Here is a 17,232-nt window from a genome sequence, read left to right as displayed (position 1 = left end):
TAGAAACGCAACGAAAAGGAATTAAAATGATTTATACCGTGACCCTAAATCCATCAATTGATTTGTTTGTAGAGCTTAAAAGCTTCAATCTCGGTGGACAAAACAACATCGTCCAAGAAAGATCCATCCCAGGAGGAAAGGCCCTAAACGTATCAAGAATCCTCTCCTCCCTAAGAATCCCAACCATAGCTACAGGATTTACCGGAGGCTTCCAGGGAGAATTTATCAAAGATTGGCTGACAAATGAAAACATCAGTACCAGTTTCGTCAAGATGGAAAACCACAACAGAACAAATATCAAACTTTTCGAAAATAACCAAGAAACTATGATCAACTTCCCAGGACCAACCATCAAAACCAAGGAAGTAGACGAATTAGTTTATTATCTCTCAAGAGTAAGAGAAGGAGATACCATAATCTTTGGTGGATCAGTTCCTCCAATGGAAGACGGACTCGATAACGATATCTACACAAGACTCGTATCAGTGGCTACAGCAAACGGAGCAAACTTCGTAGCAGACGTACCAGCTAGATACCTCCTCGATATGGTCAAGGAAAAACCAATCCTAGTTAAACCAAATAGTGAAGATATCGAAGAAATATTCAATGTTAGAATAGAAGATAAAAAAGACTTCATCCCTTACGGCAAAAAGCTCGTAAATATGGGGGCAAAATATGTAATAATCTCCTACGGTGCGAGTGGATCAATGTTCTTTGTGGGAGATGATGTCTACGAATCAACTCCTGTAAAAGACCATAAAGAAATAATAAATACTGTCGCATGCAGGGATGCTATGATTGGAGGATTCGTGGGAACAATGGTTCGTGATGGCGACCCAGTAGAATCATACAAGGTATCAGTTGCAAGTGCCTCTGCCACAGCGAGAGTCCTAGACCTCCCATCAAGAGAAGAAATCATGAATATGCTTCCTCTTGTCAATATTGAAAAAATCGGATAAAAATATAGTCCTGGAACTTAGATAAACTAAGCCAGGACTTTTTTCTATCAAAAATCTCTTTTTTTATAATATTTAATTGAGAGTTTGATTGAAACTATAAGAAAATTAACAACTAGTATAAAAAGTAAATTACAATCATCGTTTGATTTTCTTTTACAAAGTTAAGGATGGACCAAAATCTTTTATAAAATACCACGTAGCAATTCTAAGATAACACCATAAAGTTGAGGGAATATTAATTTATAAAAGTCTTAAAAAAGTAACTATTAAATCTTTAGATTAGCTGATCTAATCTGATGTCGCTTACCGTATCAAGAGTATAAGAACAAATACTTACTATTTCTTCCCAGTCTGTTTCATTACATGGAAAATCTTTTATTCCCACCACTTCGATACCTACCTTTTTTGCCGTTTCAATAGCATATAGGGAATCATCATATAAGATAATTTGGTCAGGATCTCTTTGTAGTTTTTTAGCAAGCGTTATCCAAAACTCTCTTTGTGATTTTTTTAGTCCAGTATTATCAGCAGTTGCTATTAATCTAAAGTAATCATAAATACCTATCCTTTTAAAAGCCTTGATTATGCAATCTGAACTAGATGATGAGGCTACTGATAGTTGAACTCCCTTATCATAAAGATTTTTTATTATCTCTATAGCACCTTCTTTAACTTCCACTTCATTAGAGTATTTGTAATCTATCGAACTTCGAAAATAATGATATACTTCTTTAAAAGTCATATCTTTTGCAATTGTATCAGCTATATACTTGCTCATTCCCTCAATACTAAGGGATTCTATGGTATCTTTTACTTCCTTGTCCAGACTAGCCATAGTATAGCCATATTTTTCCAATAAATTGTTCTCAAGCTCCAGCCACATTGGCATAGAATCTAAGATTGTCCCGTCAACATCAAATATCAAACTTTTCATATAACCTCTTTCTTAACTTTTTTTCAATTACCAAACTTACCTAGAAAGAATATACTAAACTCATAAACTCTTCAAATGGTATTTTAGACTTCGAATATTTCAAGGGATATTGATTCTATAGATATCTACAGAAATCATATCCTCTTCACTTATAATTCTAAAGATAATTTAATTTGATAAAACATCTTTTTTATAAGCACTTGAAATTTCATTTAGGATAATTTAACTTGGAAAACCAGGATACGCAAAGAATATTGATATAATAAGCTTATTAAATATATTTTTCTAACTTAAAAACTGACCTCCATGTGTTAATTTTTATATCTAACTTTGGGGGTCAGTTCATAAGCACATTATTTTTTATTTTTACTACACAGCCAAGATACCTGTATAAGCTCCTATTAATCCGATAGCTAACATTATTAGCATTATTATTAATGGATTCACTTTTTTCTTTAGTAGAACCCATGATAACCAGAATATTAATAAGGTAGGAATTCCTGGTATAATACCATCTAATATTTCTTGAATCGTTGTAGCTGCTTCTCCTGATCCTAAACTAAAACCTATATTCACATTTACCATTTCAGCTGTCATGGATCCTGCCACTGCTAGACCTACTATTGAAGCTGCCTTAGTTAATTTTTCCATTATCCCATGTTCATTTGCCTGGGTTATAACTTCCGTACCAAGGTTAAAACCAACAAATGATAAGATATACCTACAAAGTAAACTTGGTACATTCCATGTTAGTAAAAACAATATTGGTCCTAGGATATTTCCTTGTAGGGCTAGAGATGTACCAATACCTGTAGCAATAATCCTTAGTGTACCCCAGAATATTGAGTCTCCTATTCCTGCAAGAGGTCCCATCAGGGCTGTTTTTACTTCAGATATAGATTTGGTATCAAATGTATCCATATTATTAGCTCTTTCTTCTTCCATAGCGGCAGAGATACCAAGAGGGAAACTAATAATAAATGGGGTTGTATTGTAAAATTCAAGGTGTCTGGTTAGGGCTTCTTTGAATTTTTCATCTTCAGGATATAGTTTCTTTAAAATAGGCATCAATGCCCAAGCATATCCCATGTGCATCATTCTCTCATAGTTCCAAGCGTGTTCCATTGGAAGTGTTCTGAAACCTAATTTTCTTAAATCTTTTTTTGTAATTATACTATCTGGATTTTTTATCTTATTAAAATTCATCTAACACATACCCTTCCTGTTCACTACTATTATAGGCCACGTTTTGAACTTCATCTTGTTTAAAAAAGCCTATAGCTGCAATAATTATTGAGAATATAGCTATACCTGTGGTTGTTAATCCTGAATTTGAGAAGTAAGCTAGTAGGAAGTAACCCATAAAGAAGTAAGGAGCAACCTTTTTGTTCATTATCATTTGTGCTAGCATAGCAAAACCAAGAGCTGGTAACATTCCAGTGGCTATTTCTATCCCTGTTGTAACGAATTCAGGTATGCCACCCAAGGCATTTGTTACAGCATCACTACCAAAATAGTAAGCAATAGGCACAACGCATGATGTAATCATTTCTATAAAAAATGGAATTACTAAAACATCAAAACTAAACATTTTGTATTTGCCATCAGCAACGTGTTTATCAGCCAAGTGGCCAAGGGCAACTAGTAGTGGAGACCCAATAATTGTCCTAAGAGCTAGCATCAAACTAGCTATTGGCATACCAAGGGTTAATGCAGCTTCAGGACCACTTCCGGCCTTTATAGCAAAGGCAACACCCAATACTGTTCCTGACAACATATCTGGTGGTATATAAGAACCTATACTAACTGCACCAATAAAGGCAAGTTCAAGAGTTGCTCCCATTATTAAACCTGCTTGAAAGTCTCCAAGCACAAGTCCAACTAGTGGCCCAATAACAATAGGTCTTTGAATTAGAGCTGTTCCTAGAAAGAACTCCGCCCTACCTATTAGCATTATAAGTGCTAAAAGCATTGTTTCTCGTAACATATAATCTCCTTTAAATTACATCTTCTACATCAACCTTATTACTAGATGGTACGCCTTGAATATATACATCCACGCCTTTTGAGATCATGTTTCTTAGTATATCTTTATCTTCTTCATTTGCATAAACAGCAACTGCAAGCTTATCATAGCCTTCGTGAGGATAAGTACCTCCTAGATTTACTTCTTTAATATCTAGTGCATTTACTATTTGTTCACAATCAGCAATACTTTCAACTATAATAAATAAATTGTATTTATCCGTTACCCCAGACTTTATAGCCTTGATAGAATCTTCTATAGTTTTAGCTATTACCTTAACTCCAGCAGGTTTTGAAAATTTAATTACATTTTGCCTTAGCCTATCATGGACTAGCTCATCATTCGCTAACAAAATTGCATTTGCATCTAAGCTCTGTGACCATGAGAAGGCTACTTGTCCATGTAAGAGCCTATGGTCAATTCTTAATAATTTTATCATGGTATCTCCTTAAAAGTCGTCCAATTCTACATCAGCTTCTATATCTGACACAAGACATTTTAGGATTCCTTTTTTTGAATTTTCAATTATTTCATCAATTTCATCATCTATAGTATCTTCACTTGCTAAAAGAACACTCATTACAAGGATAAGGTTCATCCCTGTAATAAGTATTATATTTTCCTTATTAGTGATAAGATTCATAAGCTCGTTATTTACACTACCGCCAAAAAGGTCAGATACTATTATTAACTTGTCATTTTTATTTTCCTCAAGAAATTTCATTATATCCTTTTCAAAAGGAGTTTCCTGGTCGACATAAGCTGCCATGGCAAACAAATTTTCTTGAGGGCCTAATATTAATTCTACACTTGATTTCACACCCTTTGCCATATAGGCGTGACTTACTAACAAAACTTTCATAACTTAGCCTTTTAATAGTCAAATTGTCTATAATATCTTCTGTATTCTAAGTTGTGGTTTGTGTATTTAGCGTAATTTCTTCCCATTCTTTCTGTTAGGAGAGCAGTTGCGATCCAAGGTGTTAGGTATTTTCTAAACTTGTTATCAATACCATTAAGTGCAAATTCTTGAGTATCAAATACATAGTGCTCTGCGTTTATTTTTTTACAGAAATTTTCTACCCTATTATCTTGCTCTCTAAATTCGTCCTCACCTTTTATAATAAATACTGGTACGTTTTCCTCTACTAATTCTAAGGTGCCATGGAAGAATAAAGAGCTTGTTACTGGCCTTGTTCTAATCCATTGCATCTCTTCTAAGATACACATTGAATATAGTAAACATTCACCCCAAAGGGCGCCAGATGCTGTAAATATAGTATGCTCAGCGTCATAGATTTTGCTTGCTATATGGTCAGCTCTTTTGTCAAATTTTTCTCTAATACCTACTAAGCTATTGAAGATTCCCTTTAATTGATCAGCAAATTCTTCATAGTCGTCAAATTGACCCATCTCATTTAATATTTTGTATAGGAAGATAGTTTGAAGTAGGTAGGAAAATTCTACCTTGCCCGTTACAGCAGCTTCTTCAATTACATGTGTAGAGTATTTCGCAAGTTCAGAATCTAATTTTGTGAACGATACAACTCTAACTTCTCTTTCTTGGAATTCTTTAACAGCCTTGATTAATTCAACAGTATTACCACTTGAACTTGCTGTAACTACTAAAGATTTTTTACTTAATTTTTTATCTTTTTTTAGGAAATAGTCAGCCGCACTTATTAGATGAACATCTATGTCAAAATACTTATCTAGCATATAATATAAGTGGTAAAATTCAAATTCCGTACCACCAATACCCATTAAGTAAAGGTTATCAAATCCTTCTTTAGCTATTTGAACTGCTAGCTTTTCTACATCTTCTCTCTTTTGGTAAGTTGCAACTCCATCTTCTAAATATTTTTCTGTGTCAAAATTGTATATTTTTCCCATTTCAAACTCCTATTATTTATTACTTCGCTTTTGAAACTATTGAATCATCAAATTTTTCCATCAAAGGATGAGTTTTCCAAGTACCCATTGTCTCTGTTACATAGTATGAAAATAATTGGAAAGGCACTACAGAATAAATCAGCCTTGTTAATTTGTTTTCATAGCTGATAACTATAACGTTTTCATCAGATATTTGCTTATCTGTTATAAAATAACATTTATCAGTCACTTGTTTTAAGGCCTTAAACAATTCATATTCCCTATCACTTGTATCATCTAGGTTATCAATTATGGCAATTGTATAATCGGGTGTCAGTTGAAGGTTAGGCCCGTGGAGGTACTCTTCAACTTCAAAATACATGGCAGGTATTTTTGTTGTCTCGCTTATTTTTAAACTAGCCTCCCTTGCAAGGCCTAGGCAATCACCTGAACTTACTATATGGACAATCTTAGTTGATAGAATATCCTTCTTATCTCTTTGGTATATGTTTTTTGACCTATTTACAATGTTTTCAAAGATAAGGTGTGCACTTTCTATATCTTTTCTCAAACTTGTAAGAAAGTCTTCAGACAAGGATTTATTCCTATAATTTATAGCAAAATTCAATAAAAATACTATTAGGCCTACATAGCCTCTTGTAACATATCCGACTGTTTCAATACCTATACCATAGTCAAAAACATTATCCGAATGCTTTCCTATCTCACTTTCAACATTTGAAGTAAGCACTGCTCCCTTTATGCCATTGGTCTTTAGGTTGTCAACTAGATCAATGCAATTGGTTGACTTTCCTCCCTGGCTTACTACCAAAATAAATTTATCCTTATATTTATTCATTTCGTAGTATTTAAAGGTGTGAGCAGTAAATACCTCGACATTCTTATCAAGTAAGTCTCTTAAGGCATATTTAACTGACATACAAGCATTGAAAGATGAACCAGATGCCACTAAAATCAAATCCCCATCGGATTTTTTGTAAAAGTTTATAAACTCTTTAGTCAAAGACTCATCCAGAAGATTATCGGTGACTAATTCTGGAATACTGTTTATATAATCCAACATTGTTTTCTTCATAATCACCTCCATTAGATTGTTAAACTATATAGTTTCTATCATTATGATATAACAATCTAAAACTTTATGCAATCGTTTCTATAAAAAAATAAGGTTTTTTAAACCAGCTTATAAACCACTTGAATTTTCATAAGTATCTTTTATTATAGCTTGTAATTAATTTTAAATTCCACCCTATCCATTTTCATATAGGAAATGGTATATTCTACCAAGTCCCTCTTTTTATTAAAGCCAAAAAACCTCACTTTATATATGTAATTATTAAGATCTATATTTAAGATATTGCTAATTTCAGGATTTTTCACAATTTCTATTTTTGTAATAAAATTAATAGGTAGGTTCTTTTTATAGGCCATATAATCATAGATAGATATCTTGGAAAAATCATACCTTATAGCATCTTTAAAAATATCAAAGGGAAAATAGCAATATTCAACTCCATAGGTGCTATCATCAGCAAACCTTATTCTATTTAATTCATAAAAATCATAATATTTTTTGAATATTTTATTCAAATTATTCTGATTATATAAAAGTTTAAATTTTTGAACATAGTCAGACGAAGATTTTCCTAGAACTATGTTCTCATGTTTAATTGAAATGGGATTGTCATCTGAAAGGATAATTCTACCGTTGTAATTTAAATTATTTGATACATAAGTGCCCTTACCTTGAACCTTAATTAAAATCCTACTATCTACAAGTTTATCGATAGCATACTTGACTGTCATCCTGCTTACATTAAATTTGTCCGCAAGCTCTCTTTCTGAGGAGATTTTCATTCCTGGTTTTAAATTTCTATTTTTTATTTCTGACAAAAGGTATTCTTCTACTTTATGATGTAAGAAATTCTTCAAGCTTTCCTCCTTCGAAAAATTCAAATGTCTCAACCCTAGTTATTTCTTGCAGGTTTCCAAATATATTTTCCTTATCATAAAACTTCGAATTAAGCATGACCATAGTAGTAGCTGGTTTTAAATCAAAATATTTTACCTCTGTGTCATCTAAATATACCATAGACAAAATAACATCGGCTCTTTCAGTTTTAGAAATCACATCGTCAAAAATTTTTTTCATGTCTGGGTTCTCAGATAAAAGGTTTCCAAATATTTTATAATGAAAGACCCCTTTAAAATAAGATACAATCTCTTCTGTTTCCTTAATTTCAAATTCTATACAAACTAAGTATGCATCCCTATCAGCATCAACTAAGTTTGACAGGAAAATATTCCCCTGCACAACTTCAAATTTCAACAAATTTATAGAAAAATTCCTATCCTCTTCAATTTTTTCTTTCCAGTAGTGTATATTTTGTAAATCTCGTACTATTTTTTCCACAACTAACCTCTCTATTAATCCGTATTAATCAAGTTTTAATCTCCCTTATCCTTATCCCAATCGCTTGATGTGTGTAGTTTACTATTAGATTAGCAAGGTCTTTTCTTCTATTTCTAGGTAGATTTCTACAAATAAGCATGAACCTACCATTAGTCTTAGATAAACACCTATTGTAATAACGCTGCAGATTCCCTTTAACTTACAAGAGTTCTTAGATTTCTTTAATCTTCCAACTTATAATATAATTCACAAGTGATTAGCATAATGTTTAGTCATGTTTTCCATAGAAGAATCATTGCATTAAGCTACACAAACACAATTTTTGTGCCTATAGATTCTCCTACTTTTTCTAAGATATATTCACTTAAAAGTCTTCATAAACTGCACATAATTCCTGTATTCCGCACTAGTACCCTATGACATAATTGCATCCGATGAGCCTCATATGCCTGTACATGGGACTTAAGCACTTCTTCTCCAAAAGAGAAAATATATATAGGCACAAACTCACCTATGTTTCTAACTTTTATGATTTTAAAAGGGCAGTCATTTTATCAAATCTTTAAGTATTATCTAGCAAAATTATATATTAGCAAATTCTAACCTAAATTGAATCTTATAGAGTTTTATAGATGACTCACATAATCTACATTAGATTTGATATAAGCTCTGCCACAGATCTTACACTGAAATTACATACCTTCCTCACCTCTTTATTAGTAACATAATCAAGGCTGTAGGAAAGAGATGTATTGCTTAAAAACTCAATGTCGTTGAAGTCATCTCCTATTGCTATTATTTCCTTATCAAATCCATAGAAGTCCTTGATAAACTCTATCCCTGTTTGCTTGCTCACAGCAGAGTTAATTACGTCTATGACCCCTATTGATTTGTGGAAGGAGAAGTCTTCTTGGAAGGGATTTTCTAGCATATGGTCTGAATATATTGCAAGAGATAGGATTTCTTCGCCTTCTCTTAAGCCTCGAATATCATCTACCGCCCTATCCTTGTCTGTAAAAAGCTTGGTTGAGAAAGTAGTTCCATAGTAGTCTATTACATCTCTAACCTTATCCTTATCTAGTGAATATTTTAGAATTTCTGTCATCTTTTTGCCGTTTTTTACAAAAATATGTGATCCGTTGTTGGCTATGACAAAGTCTGGTGCAAGCTTTCCTTCTATTAAAACAACGAGGGAATGGTAGCTCCTACCTGTTACAAGGCCAAAGAGATTCCCCTTAGCTTGGAAATCTCTTATGGCCTTTATATCTTCTGTTTTAATTTTTCCATCAATGAAAATTGTCCCGTCAAAGTCAGATGCAATTAACTTCATTTGTCTTCACTTATCTCTATTTTTTCAAAGCTAATATTATTTCTCTCGAGAAGCTCAACTGCGTAATCGTCCATCCTATAAGCTGTTTCGTAATAAATCTTTTTGATTCCAGCTTGGATAAGGGACTTTGTACAGTTAAGACAAGGAAAATGAGTTACATAGCATATGGTGTTTTTGGTAGCTATACCTTCCTTGGCGCAATATAGTATAGCATTCATCTCAGCATGGATTGTGGCTATACAATGCCCATCTCTCATGGTATGACCCACCTCATCGCAGTGGGGATTTCCCTTAATCGATCCGTTGTAGCCAGTAGATACTATCCTGTTTTCTTCATTTACCAAAACGCAACCCACATAGGCTCTATCGCAAGTTCCACGTCTTGCGACAGTCTTTGCAAGTTTCATAAAATATTCTTCCCAACTAAGTCTATCTTTTGCCATATTCTCTCCTTAAAATTTAAGTCTTATCTCAAATAGCATATCAAAGAATTTGTAACTTAGCAACAAGGCAAGGATAAATATAATCATCAAGAGGAAAGTAGTATCTACAAATATACTAGAAACAAGTGAAGTCATGAGATTGGCTAGGGTAAGGGTCGCAACGAGCTTACAAAATACACTAAGCTTCTTGTTTACTATCATATAGCCGCTTCTTTCACTAGTTTGATTCTTGCTTAGATAAAGAGCTAGGAAAAATATCACAGCTGCCACTAGCAAAAAGGCAAGGATGGTTATAATATTATCTACCTTCATATGGACAATAGACATCAGCGTTTTTGTAAAAGGATTTAATCTTTCTTCAAAGCTTGCCATAGCACTGTAAAACTTATCTGCGTAAGCTGTAGAGAAAACTTGCAAGGTCATATTAATATTCTCCCTATAAAGCTCAAAACCTGCAAGGGCCATTATGAAAAGGCCGATATGACCTAGGAAATTGCCTGCTATAAAACCTAAGGAAGTAGAAATAATACTCGTTCCAAAGAAAATCAGGATATTTCTACAAATCTGCCTTCCGATAAGAGAAAAACTTAGGATTTGTCCAAAGTCTGAAACCTTCAAGATAAAGGCAAGAACGATAGAATTTATAGCAAATATTACCATACCAAAGAGAAATACTATCCCTATCTTCATAAGTAATTCATCTTTCTTCTTCCAAGGCATAAGTCTTGTAAAATCATAAATCGCAGAAGATTGCTCAAGACTTGTAAGACTCAATCCGAAAAGCCCCATAAAAATAACTATAGGAAAGATCAAGGCCTGATAGTAGCTAGATCCATCAAATTTCCCTTTATCAAATTGTTGAAGATCGGTCTTGATGCTGTTGTAAATATAATGGGCATCATATCCTCCATTTTGACTGAGCCTTTCAAAGTAATCATCCTGAGCCTCGCCAGAAACATCTAGGCTATATACTTGATCAAAGTCTAGGAGCTTATACTTTTCCTTATACTTTAAAAGCTCAATTGCGATCTGATCTAAGCTTTCTTCATTGATTTTTATATCTTTATTCTGCCCCTTGCCATATAAATCTTCTCTCATGCTTATAACATTATTAGTAAAATTATCATAGTCATTTCTAATGGCATTTTGATTAGACATACCAACGGCCATGGTACAGAATACTGTCACCAAGATAATCCAAATGGAGAATCTCTTCCAGGTAAATTTAATTAAATTCTTAAAATTACGCATCTTCTCGGCCCCTTTCTAGGTAGAAATAATCTTCAATCTTTGGCGTAAGGATATCGTATTGGACGATGTCCTTTCTATTTAAGATCTCTTCTACTTCTTTTTCGCTTTGATTTACAAGAATTGTCGCAACTCTTCCGATTTTATTTACGAGAATCATCCTCCTATCCAAATTATCAGGCACCTGATCCTTAAACACTAGTTGGATTTTCCTTAGCTGATTGATTCTTTCATCAGAAGTGTCTATAAGCTTGCCATCTTTTGTTAGATAGTAAATATAATCAGAAATTCCAGAAAGCTGGTCAAGCTCGTGACTTGAGGCAAAGACTGCCCTGCCAGAATCCTTGGCATCTATCAAATATGATAAAATTTCCTTTTTGTTTAGGACATCCATCCCATCTAGTATCTCATCGATTAGAAGAATTTTCGCACGACTTGCAAGAATTGTTATAAGACCTAGGATATTCTTCTGTCCCTTGGAGAAATTCCTCACGTTTTTGTCTGGGTCAATCTTTTGTTTCTTGATTTCCTCAAGGAAGAAAGTCTCGTCGAAATCTTCATAGATTACTCTGAAAAACTCGGGAATATGCTTTACCTTATAGTAATTAAAATAGTCAAAGCTATCTGGTAAGAAGGCAATATTTTTGATAAGAGATGGATTTTCCCTAATATCCTTATCGTCCAGATTAAAGCTTCCTTCGTCCATATCGTAAATCCCACACAAGCACTTAAGAAGAGTGGTCTTACCAGATCCATTGCGGCCTACAAGCCCTGTAATCATTCCTTCTTCTAAGTCAAAGGAAATATTATCTAGGACTTTTTTTTCATCAAAGGCCTTACTAATTTTATCTGCCCTTATCCTCATACAAACTCCTTTCTGTCTGATCGAAGATTTCTAATATATCTTCCCTACCAAAGCCTAAAAATATAGCCTTGGTAAAATCTTCCTTGAGATTTACCGTAAATTCATCTTTGTTGCTTTCAATCTTTTCTTGATCAATTCGGATAAAAGTCCCTATGCCTGGCTTTGTCTCTATTAGGCCTAGTCGATCAAGTTCCTTAAAGGCCTTGGAGACAGTCGTCTGATTGATGGATAAACTCTTCGATAGGTCTCTTACAGAAGGGAACTTATCCCCATCCTTAAGTAATCCTTTCGCAAGATAGAGCTTGGTCTCATCCACGATTTGCATATACAAAGGGACTTCCGAATTAAAATTTAGATTAAACATAAAACCTCCCTTATGGTGTTATGCCATATACCATACACTGTTAATAATATTATATCAGGGACTAAAATTTTTGCAAGAGGAAATAAAAATATAGACAAAAAAACTTCCCGAAGGAAGTTTATTGCTGTGGAGAAAATTGAAATACCCCTATTTTAACTAAATGGATAAATTTCTCATCTCTCCCTTATTTCGACTAACACGGAGAAATCTATTCTCTTATTGTAAAGCTTAGTTAATTTTGAGATGTCTCGACTTCGCTCGACATAAGGGTGGCTGTGAACCCTAGCTATAACTAACTATAGAGGAAAATTTGCTTTCCATCCCCCTTATTCGACCAGGTAAATAGCCAGCTAATGGCTATTTACCCCTCTGGCTAGTGCGAAAGCACGGAAAATTTACTAAGTAACGAGTCAGAGTACGGAGTGAGCGGAGAAATCTATTGAGATCTATCCATGCCCTCGTTTACTAAGACTTAAATCCCCTACATCAAAACAGCAAAAGGCTTGGCTATTTTTGAGAATATTTTATAGGCTAGATTTATATTTTCAACATCTTCCATATTTACTTCTTGACCTATTTCAAAGAATATATCGAAGTCGTTTTTGATTTCTACCAAGCTATTTGACTTATACATATAAAGGCCGCACTCGAAGTTTTGAAAAAGAGCCCTGTAGTCTAGGTTGACTGTTCCTACAAAACCGACCTTTCCGTCAGCAAGCCAGGTCTTGGAGTGGACGAATCCTGGAGTATATTCAAAAATCCTCACGCCTGCTTCTATAAATTCCTTGTAATGGTCCTTGGCAAGGGCGAAGGCTATCTTCTTGTCAGGTATGTGTGGCAGGCAGATTCTTACATCAAGACCCGACTTTGAGGCAAGCTTGATTGCATTTCTAATCTCTTCGTCTACTATTAAATAAGGACTCATGAGATAGACGTACTTTTTGGCCTTATTTATGGTGTCAAGGAGGACGTTTTTGGATATGGTCTCATTATCAAGGGGATTGTCGGCAAAAGGAATGTAGAATCCGGTAGCTTCTGTGTCAGGATATTCCTTAAGAAATGGAGTATAGTCTTCTGCTTTGTTTTCAAGAGAAAACCACATATTAAGAAACATTATAGTAAAGCTTTTGACAGCACTGCCCTTAATTCTAACACCACAATCCTTCCAATGACCGAATCTTTCATATACATTTATGTATTCGTCAGATAGGTTAATCCCTCCTGTGTAGGCGATTTTTCCATCTACTACCATGACCTTCCTATGATCTCTGTTGTTCTGATAGGTGGATACTATAGGATACATCTTAGAAAAGACCCTACATTCTATCCCCAAGCTTTCCATCTCTTTAGGAAAGTCAGATCTTACTCTAGTTATGAGATTGGATCCATCAATAAGAAGTCTTACCTTAACTCCCTCATTAGCTTTTTTGACAAGCTCTTCTAGGATTGTTCCCCACATATAGCCATAATCAATTATGAAAAACTCCATAAAGATAAACTCTTCCGCACTTTTCACATCGCTTAGCATGGCCTCGAACATATCATCGCCTACCTTAAAGTAAGTCGAAGATGTGTTTTTATATGTTGGAAAGCCCCCTACATCGTCCAAGTATTTGGCTATTGGATAAAATCTCCTTTCCCTATCCTCGATTTTTTCGTAAAGATCCTTATCCTTTTGGATATATTTTCTAGAATCTTTATCGAGACTTACAACCTTCCTCTGCTCTCTCTTATAACCAATTGAATAGTGGCTTACAAGAAAGGCAATTATGCCAAAGGTCGGAACGATCGCAATTAGCATAAACCAAGATAGCTTGTTGGCATTTGATACCTTTTTCATATTGAGGATTATTAGCATCATTATAACTTTAGATAGGGTGTCTCCTCCCATTATGTAAGTAAAATCTATCTTAGAATTATAATAGATATAAATCATCAAAATAAGTTGGACAATTACCAAAAAGGCAAAGAGCCCAGCACGTGAAAATATCAAACTGCCCAAACCCTTCCTGGTTTGCTTGACATATTTATTTTCGTTGATTTTCCTAATGATATTTTTATTGAATTTATACATAGACTTATTATACCACTTTATCCCTCCCACTTACAATATCATAGCTTGACATAAGTCTTTAAATTCATAAGATATAAGGTGAGGTGAAATGAGATGAAAAATATATTAATAATAAATGATTTCGTTTCCCTAGGAAAAATTGCCGGCAAGATGATGGAAACTGTCCTCTCCTACAAGGGACACAACACTTTCTTCCTTCCAACTGCCCTTATAGCAAACAACTTCTCCTACGGGAAAAACGCCATATTAGATACAACTGAATATTTAAAAGACTCCCTAAGAAATTGGGAGGAGATAGGATTTAAGTTTGACCTTATCTCTATCGGATATATCCACAATACTGAGCAAAGAGATATAATCTATGATTATGTTAAAAACTTAGACTACGATACTACTGTCCTCTTTGATCCAATCATGGGAGATGAGGGGGCTCTTTACCCAACTCTTGATGAGAAAATGCTAGATAACTACAAGTCCTTAATCGATATTTCAGATATCATAAGCCCAAATGCCACAGAGGCTAAGTTTCTTGAAATAGACTACGAGGATTTTGTAAGAAAGGGTAAGAAATATCTTATAACTTCTGCCCAAGAAGACGGGAAATATTTCGTAAAAGGATACGATGAGGGTGAATTTAAGGTTTACTTCGACAAACTTCCCAAAAGACTTACAGGAACGGGAGACCTCTTCGATGGGCTCTTAATAGCCTACTTCCTAGACGGCTACTCAATTGAGGGAGCCTCACAAAAGACAGTCGATATTATATCCAAAGTCTATAGAGATGTTATCGAATATTCAACAAATGAAAATATAAATATCGAAAGATATCTGAACCTCATAGATTAAGGGGGATTTGTGCAAAGAAAAGATTATTGGAAAAAATCACTATCAATTGCCTGGCCTGCCCTTTTGGAATTCTTCTTTATATCAATTGCAGATATAATCGATACCTTCATGGTATCTGGTATGGGACCTAGTGCTGTCGCAGCCATAGGCCTTACTACCCAGCCCAAATTTATAGCCCTTACCATATTTTTCTCCATAAATGCTGCCGTATCGGCCTTGGTTGCGAGAAGGCAGGGCGAAGGAGATAGGAAAGAGGCCAACAAGACTCTTCTTACAGCTATCTATATAGTAATAGCCTTTGTAATCCTAGTAGACCTTGTGATGATGCCCTTCCTCTCCCCAATCCTTAAGTTTGCAGGGTCAAATCCCGAAACTCACGAGCTTTCCATAGCTTACTTTCAAATAATTATGGGAGGAATTATCTTTAATGCCCTCGCTATGGTAATTAATGCTGGCCACAGGGGTTGTGGCAATACACAAATTGCCTTCGTATCAAACCTAGTAAGCTCACTTGTTAATATTACATTTAACTACCTACTAATCTACGGTAACTTTGGCTTTCCTGCCCTAGGCATAAGAGGAGCAGCCATTGCGACAGTCCTAGGAACAGTTGTAGCGAGCATAATGTGTATCATTTCCCTAACTAGGAAATCTTCCTACCTAAACTTCAATCAGTTTGTGAAAGCGAAGTTCGCATACAGTAAGAAAATCGCCAAATCCATTGCAAGCCTTGGATCAAATATCTTTGTAGAAAATGTCTCAGCAAGAATCGGCTTTCTCGTGACAGCCATTACTGCAGCAAGCCTTGGAACAGAAATATTTGCTGCCCACAACGTTGGAATGAACCTCCTATCCCTAACCTTCTCCCTAGGTAATGGAATGCAAGTAGCAGCCATTGCCCTATCAGGTAACGCCCTAGGAGCAGAAGATAAAGAAGGAGCCAAGACCTACGGCAAGGTCTGCCAAGAGATCGGCTTTGCCCTATCGGTAATAGTCTCAATCATACTGATATTCTTCGGAAGAAATATCTTTGGCCTCTTCTTCAAAGATCCAGATATAATCGAATATGGTGTAATAATTACTAGATTTTTAACAGTAATAGTCCTCCTACAAATCTCCCAAACAATCTACGGAGGCTGCCTCAGAGCGGCAGGAGATGTCAAATATACCCTCTTTGTAGCCCTCTTATCTGTAACCTTTATCAGAAGTGCCGTAACCCTAATTGCGGTAAATGTCCTAAGCCTCGGCATCATGGGAATCTGGCTAGGAATCCTATCAGATCAGGCATCAAGATTTATTTGCCTAAGACAGAGATTCCACCAAGGAAACTGGGTCAACAAGAAAATATAACACAAAGGAGAGCCTTCCTAATGGGAGCACTCTCCTTTTTCTTAACTTTATTTTAATCTAGTAATGACCTAATCTCCTTGTCTTTTATATTAAAATATGCTAGAATATATACATCTTGGGGCATTAGCTCAGTTGGGAGAGCGCTTGACTGGCAGTCAAGAGGCCAAGGGTTCAAGTCCCTTATGCTCCACCAAAAGAATCAAGAGAAATCAAAAGGATTCAAATCACTGTTTTGTAGAGGTTCAAACCTCTCGAGAAGCAAGAAAAATCAAATTAACGTAACAAGAACTGAATTAGTTATCATGAAAAATAAGAGGATTTGGGTCTTTTATTTATTTTCTTCTACATATTCAATTTTTTCCTTATCCATAACTGAATCTGGGATCATTTTGCTTGTTATATAAATTAGAAATGGAAGGACGATTGCATCATCCAAAATTCCTAAAAAAGGAATCATATCATTTATCAAATCGGCAGGCATTACTGC

Annotated in this window: 19 protein-coding genes and 1 tRNA gene; 4 read left to right on the top strand and 16 right to left on the bottom strand. The window is 34.9% G+C overall.

What is annotated here, in order from left to right; all coding sequences use genetic code 11:
• A partial coding sequence (locus RCH56_RS05795) for a 1-phosphofructokinase family hexose kinase (protein WP_306484039.1) occupies positions 1-959 on the top strand: 959 nt, incomplete at its 5' end.
• A 274-nt stretch (positions 960-1,233) separates the two neighbouring features.
• On the opposite strand, the gene RCH56_RS05790 is transcribed toward RCH56_RS05795, so the two are convergent.
• The 15 genes from RCH56_RS05790 to cls all read right to left on the bottom strand — a co-directional run bounded on the left by RCH56_RS05790 (position 1,234) and on the right by cls (position 14,549).
• Complete coding sequence (locus RCH56_RS05790) at positions 1,234-1,893, bottom strand: HAD family phosphatase (RefSeq protein ID WP_306484038.1); 660 nt, start codon at positions 1,891-1,893, stop codon at positions 1,234-1,236.
• Between the two features lie 369 nt (positions 1,894-2,262).
• Positions 2,263-3,099 carry a PTS system mannose/fructose/sorbose family transporter subunit IID gene (locus tag RCH56_RS05785; protein WP_306484037.1) on the bottom strand — a complete coding sequence of 279 codons (837 nt, stop codon included), beginning with the start codon at positions 3,097-3,099 and terminating at the stop codon, positions 2,263-2,265.
• Positions 3,089-3,880, bottom strand: a complete 792-nt coding sequence (locus tag RCH56_RS05780; RefSeq protein WP_306484036.1) for a PTS sugar transporter subunit IIC — start codon at positions 3,878-3,880, stop codon at positions 3,089-3,091. Before RCH56_RS05780 ends, RCH56_RS05785 begins: the two co-directional genes overlap by 11 nt.
• Positions 3,881-3,890: 10 nt before the next feature.
• Positions 3,891-4,358 carry a PTS sugar transporter subunit IIB gene (locus tag RCH56_RS05775; protein ID WP_306484035.1) on the bottom strand — a complete coding sequence of 156 codons (468 nt, stop codon included), beginning with the start codon at positions 4,356-4,358 and terminating at the stop codon, positions 3,891-3,893.
• 9 nt (positions 4,359-4,367) lie between these two features.
• Positions 4,368-4,781: a PTS sugar transporter subunit IIA gene (locus RCH56_RS05770; RefSeq protein WP_306484034.1), complete on the bottom strand. Its 414-nt coding sequence runs from the start codon at positions 4,779-4,781 to the stop codon at positions 4,368-4,370.
• 11 nt (positions 4,782-4,792) lie between these two features.
• Positions 4,793-5,812: an SIS domain-containing protein gene (locus tag RCH56_RS05765; RefSeq protein WP_105301816.1), complete on the bottom strand. Its 1,020-nt coding sequence runs from the start codon at positions 5,810-5,812 to the stop codon at positions 4,793-4,795.
• Positions 5,813-5,831: 19 nt separating this feature from the next.
• Positions 5,832-6,887, bottom strand: coding sequence for an SIS domain-containing protein (locus tag RCH56_RS05760; protein WP_306484033.1), 1,056 nt, complete (start codon positions 6,885-6,887; stop codon positions 5,832-5,834).
• A gap of 143 nt (positions 6,888-7,030) precedes the next feature.
• Positions 7,031-7,744: a GntR family transcriptional regulator gene (locus tag RCH56_RS05755; protein ID WP_306484032.1), complete on the bottom strand. Its 714-nt coding sequence runs from the start codon at positions 7,742-7,744 to the stop codon at positions 7,031-7,033.
• Positions 7,722-8,225 (bottom strand): hypothetical protein, encoded by a 504-nt coding sequence (locus RCH56_RS05750; protein ID WP_306484031.1) that lies wholly within the window; start codon positions 8,223-8,225, stop codon positions 7,722-7,724. Before RCH56_RS05750 ends, RCH56_RS05755 begins: the two co-directional genes overlap by 23 nt.
• Before the next feature lie 646 nt (positions 8,226-8,871).
• Positions 8,872-9,555, bottom strand: a complete 684-nt coding sequence (locus tag RCH56_RS05745) for an HAD family hydrolase (RefSeq protein ID WP_306484030.1) — start codon at positions 9,553-9,555, stop codon at positions 8,872-8,874.
• Entirely contained in the window at positions 9,552-9,998 is a 447-nt protein-coding gene (locus RCH56_RS05740) for a deaminase (RefSeq protein ID WP_306484028.1), read from the bottom strand. The genes RCH56_RS05745 and RCH56_RS05740 overlap by 4 nt, the downstream gene beginning before the upstream one ends.
• 9 nt (positions 9,999-10,007) lie before the next feature.
• Entirely contained in the window at positions 10,008-11,186 is a 1,179-nt protein-coding gene (locus tag RCH56_RS05735) for a hypothetical protein (protein ID WP_306484027.1), read from the bottom strand.
• Positions 11,187-11,241: 55 nt separating this feature from the next.
• On the bottom strand, positions 11,242-12,111 hold the full coding sequence (locus RCH56_RS05730; RefSeq protein ID WP_306484026.1) for an ABC transporter ATP-binding protein: 870 nt from the start codon (positions 12,109-12,111) through the stop codon (positions 11,242-11,244).
• Entirely contained in the window at positions 12,092-12,475 is a 384-nt protein-coding gene (locus RCH56_RS05725; protein ID WP_306484025.1) for a GntR family transcriptional regulator, read from the bottom strand. Before RCH56_RS05725 ends, RCH56_RS05730 begins: the two co-directional genes overlap by 20 nt.
• Positions 12,476-12,956: 481 nt before the next feature.
• The gene (gene cls / locus RCH56_RS05720; protein WP_306484024.1) at positions 12,957-14,549 is read right to left on the bottom strand and encodes a cardiolipin synthase; all 1,593 of its coding nucleotides are present in this window, start codon (positions 14,547-14,549) and stop codon (positions 12,957-12,959) included.
• A gap of 93 nt (positions 14,550-14,642) precedes the next feature.
• On the opposite strand from cls, the gene RCH56_RS05715 reads away from it, so the two are divergent.
• The 3 genes from RCH56_RS05715 (at position 14,643) to RCH56_RS05705 (ending at position 16,938) form a co-directional block, all read left to right on the top strand.
• On the top strand, positions 14,643-15,395 hold the full coding sequence (locus RCH56_RS05715; protein WP_306484023.1) for a bifunctional hydroxymethylpyrimidine kinase/phosphomethylpyrimidine kinase: 753 nt from the start codon (positions 14,643-14,645) through the stop codon (positions 15,393-15,395).
• A 9-nt stretch (positions 15,396-15,404) separates the two neighbouring features.
• Positions 15,405-16,745, top strand: coding sequence for an MATE family efflux transporter (locus RCH56_RS05710; RefSeq protein WP_306484022.1), 1,341 nt, complete (start codon positions 15,405-15,407; stop codon positions 16,743-16,745).
• Between the two features lie 117 nt (positions 16,746-16,862).
• Positions 16,863-16,938, top strand: a tRNA-Ala gene (locus tag RCH56_RS05705).
• Between the two features lie 135 nt (positions 16,939-17,073).
• Here RCH56_RS05705 and RCH56_RS05700 read toward each other — a convergent pair.
• Positions 17,074-17,226, bottom strand: a complete 153-nt coding sequence (locus RCH56_RS05700) for a YkvA family protein (RefSeq protein ID WP_306484040.1) — start codon at positions 17,224-17,226, stop codon at positions 17,074-17,076.
• Between the last annotated feature and the right edge of the window lie 6 nt (positions 17,227-17,232).

This window comes from Anaerococcus sp. (assembly GCF_030825785.1).
Classification (GTDB): domain Bacteria; phylum Bacillota; class Clostridia; order Tissierellales; family Peptoniphilaceae; genus Anaerococcus.
Note: the sequence above shows the minus strand (reverse complement) of the source record. Positions and strands in the feature narration are given on the sequence as shown.

Coding starts and splice junctions, on each gene's coding strand:
- RCH56_RS05790 (WP_306484038.1), bottom strand. CDS start 1,893: ATGAAAAGTTTGATATTTGATGTTGACGGGACAATCTTAGATTCTATG.
- RCH56_RS05785 (WP_306484037.1), bottom strand. CDS start 3,099: ATGAATTTTAATAAGATAAAAAATCCAGATAGTATAATTACAAAAAAA.
- RCH56_RS05780 (WP_306484036.1), bottom strand. CDS start 3,880: ATGTTACGAGAAACAATGCTTTTAGCACTTATAATGCTAATAGGTAGG.
- RCH56_RS05775 (WP_306484035.1), bottom strand. CDS start 4,358: ATGATAAAATTATTAAGAATTGACCATAGGCTCTTACATGGACAAGTA.
- RCH56_RS05770 (WP_306484034.1), bottom strand. CDS start 4,781: ATGAAAGTTTTGTTAGTAAGTCACGCCTATATGGCAAAGGGTGTGAAA.
- RCH56_RS05765 (WP_105301816.1), bottom strand. CDS start 5,812: ATGGGAAAAATATACAATTTTGACACAGAAAAATATTTAGAAGATGGA.
- RCH56_RS05760 (WP_306484033.1), bottom strand. CDS start 6,887: ATGAAGAAAACAATGTTGGATTATATAAACAGTATTCCAGAATTAGTC.
- RCH56_RS05745 (WP_306484030.1), bottom strand. CDS start 9,555: ATGAAGTTAATTGCATCTGACTTTGACGGGACAATTTTCATTGATGGA.
- RCH56_RS05740 (WP_306484028.1), bottom strand. CDS start 9,998: ATGGCAAAAGATAGACTTAGTTGGGAAGAATATTTTATGAAACTTGCA.
- RCH56_RS05730 (WP_306484026.1), bottom strand. CDS start 12,111: ATGAGGATAAGGGCAGATAAAATTAGTAAGGCCTTTGATGAAAAAAAA.
- RCH56_RS05725 (WP_306484025.1), bottom strand. CDS start 12,475: ATGTTTAATCTAAATTTTAATTCGGAAGTCCCTTTGTATATGCAAATC.
- cls (WP_306484024.1), bottom strand. CDS start 14,549: ATGTATAAATTCAATAAAAATATCATTAGGAAAATCAACGAAAATAAA.
- RCH56_RS05715 (WP_306484023.1), top strand. CDS start 14,643: ATGAAAAATATATTAATAATAAATGATTTCGTTTCCCTAGGAAAAATT.
- RCH56_RS05700 (WP_306484040.1), bottom strand. CDS start 17,226: ATGCCTGCCGATTTGATAAATGATATGATTCCTTTTTTAGGAATTTTG.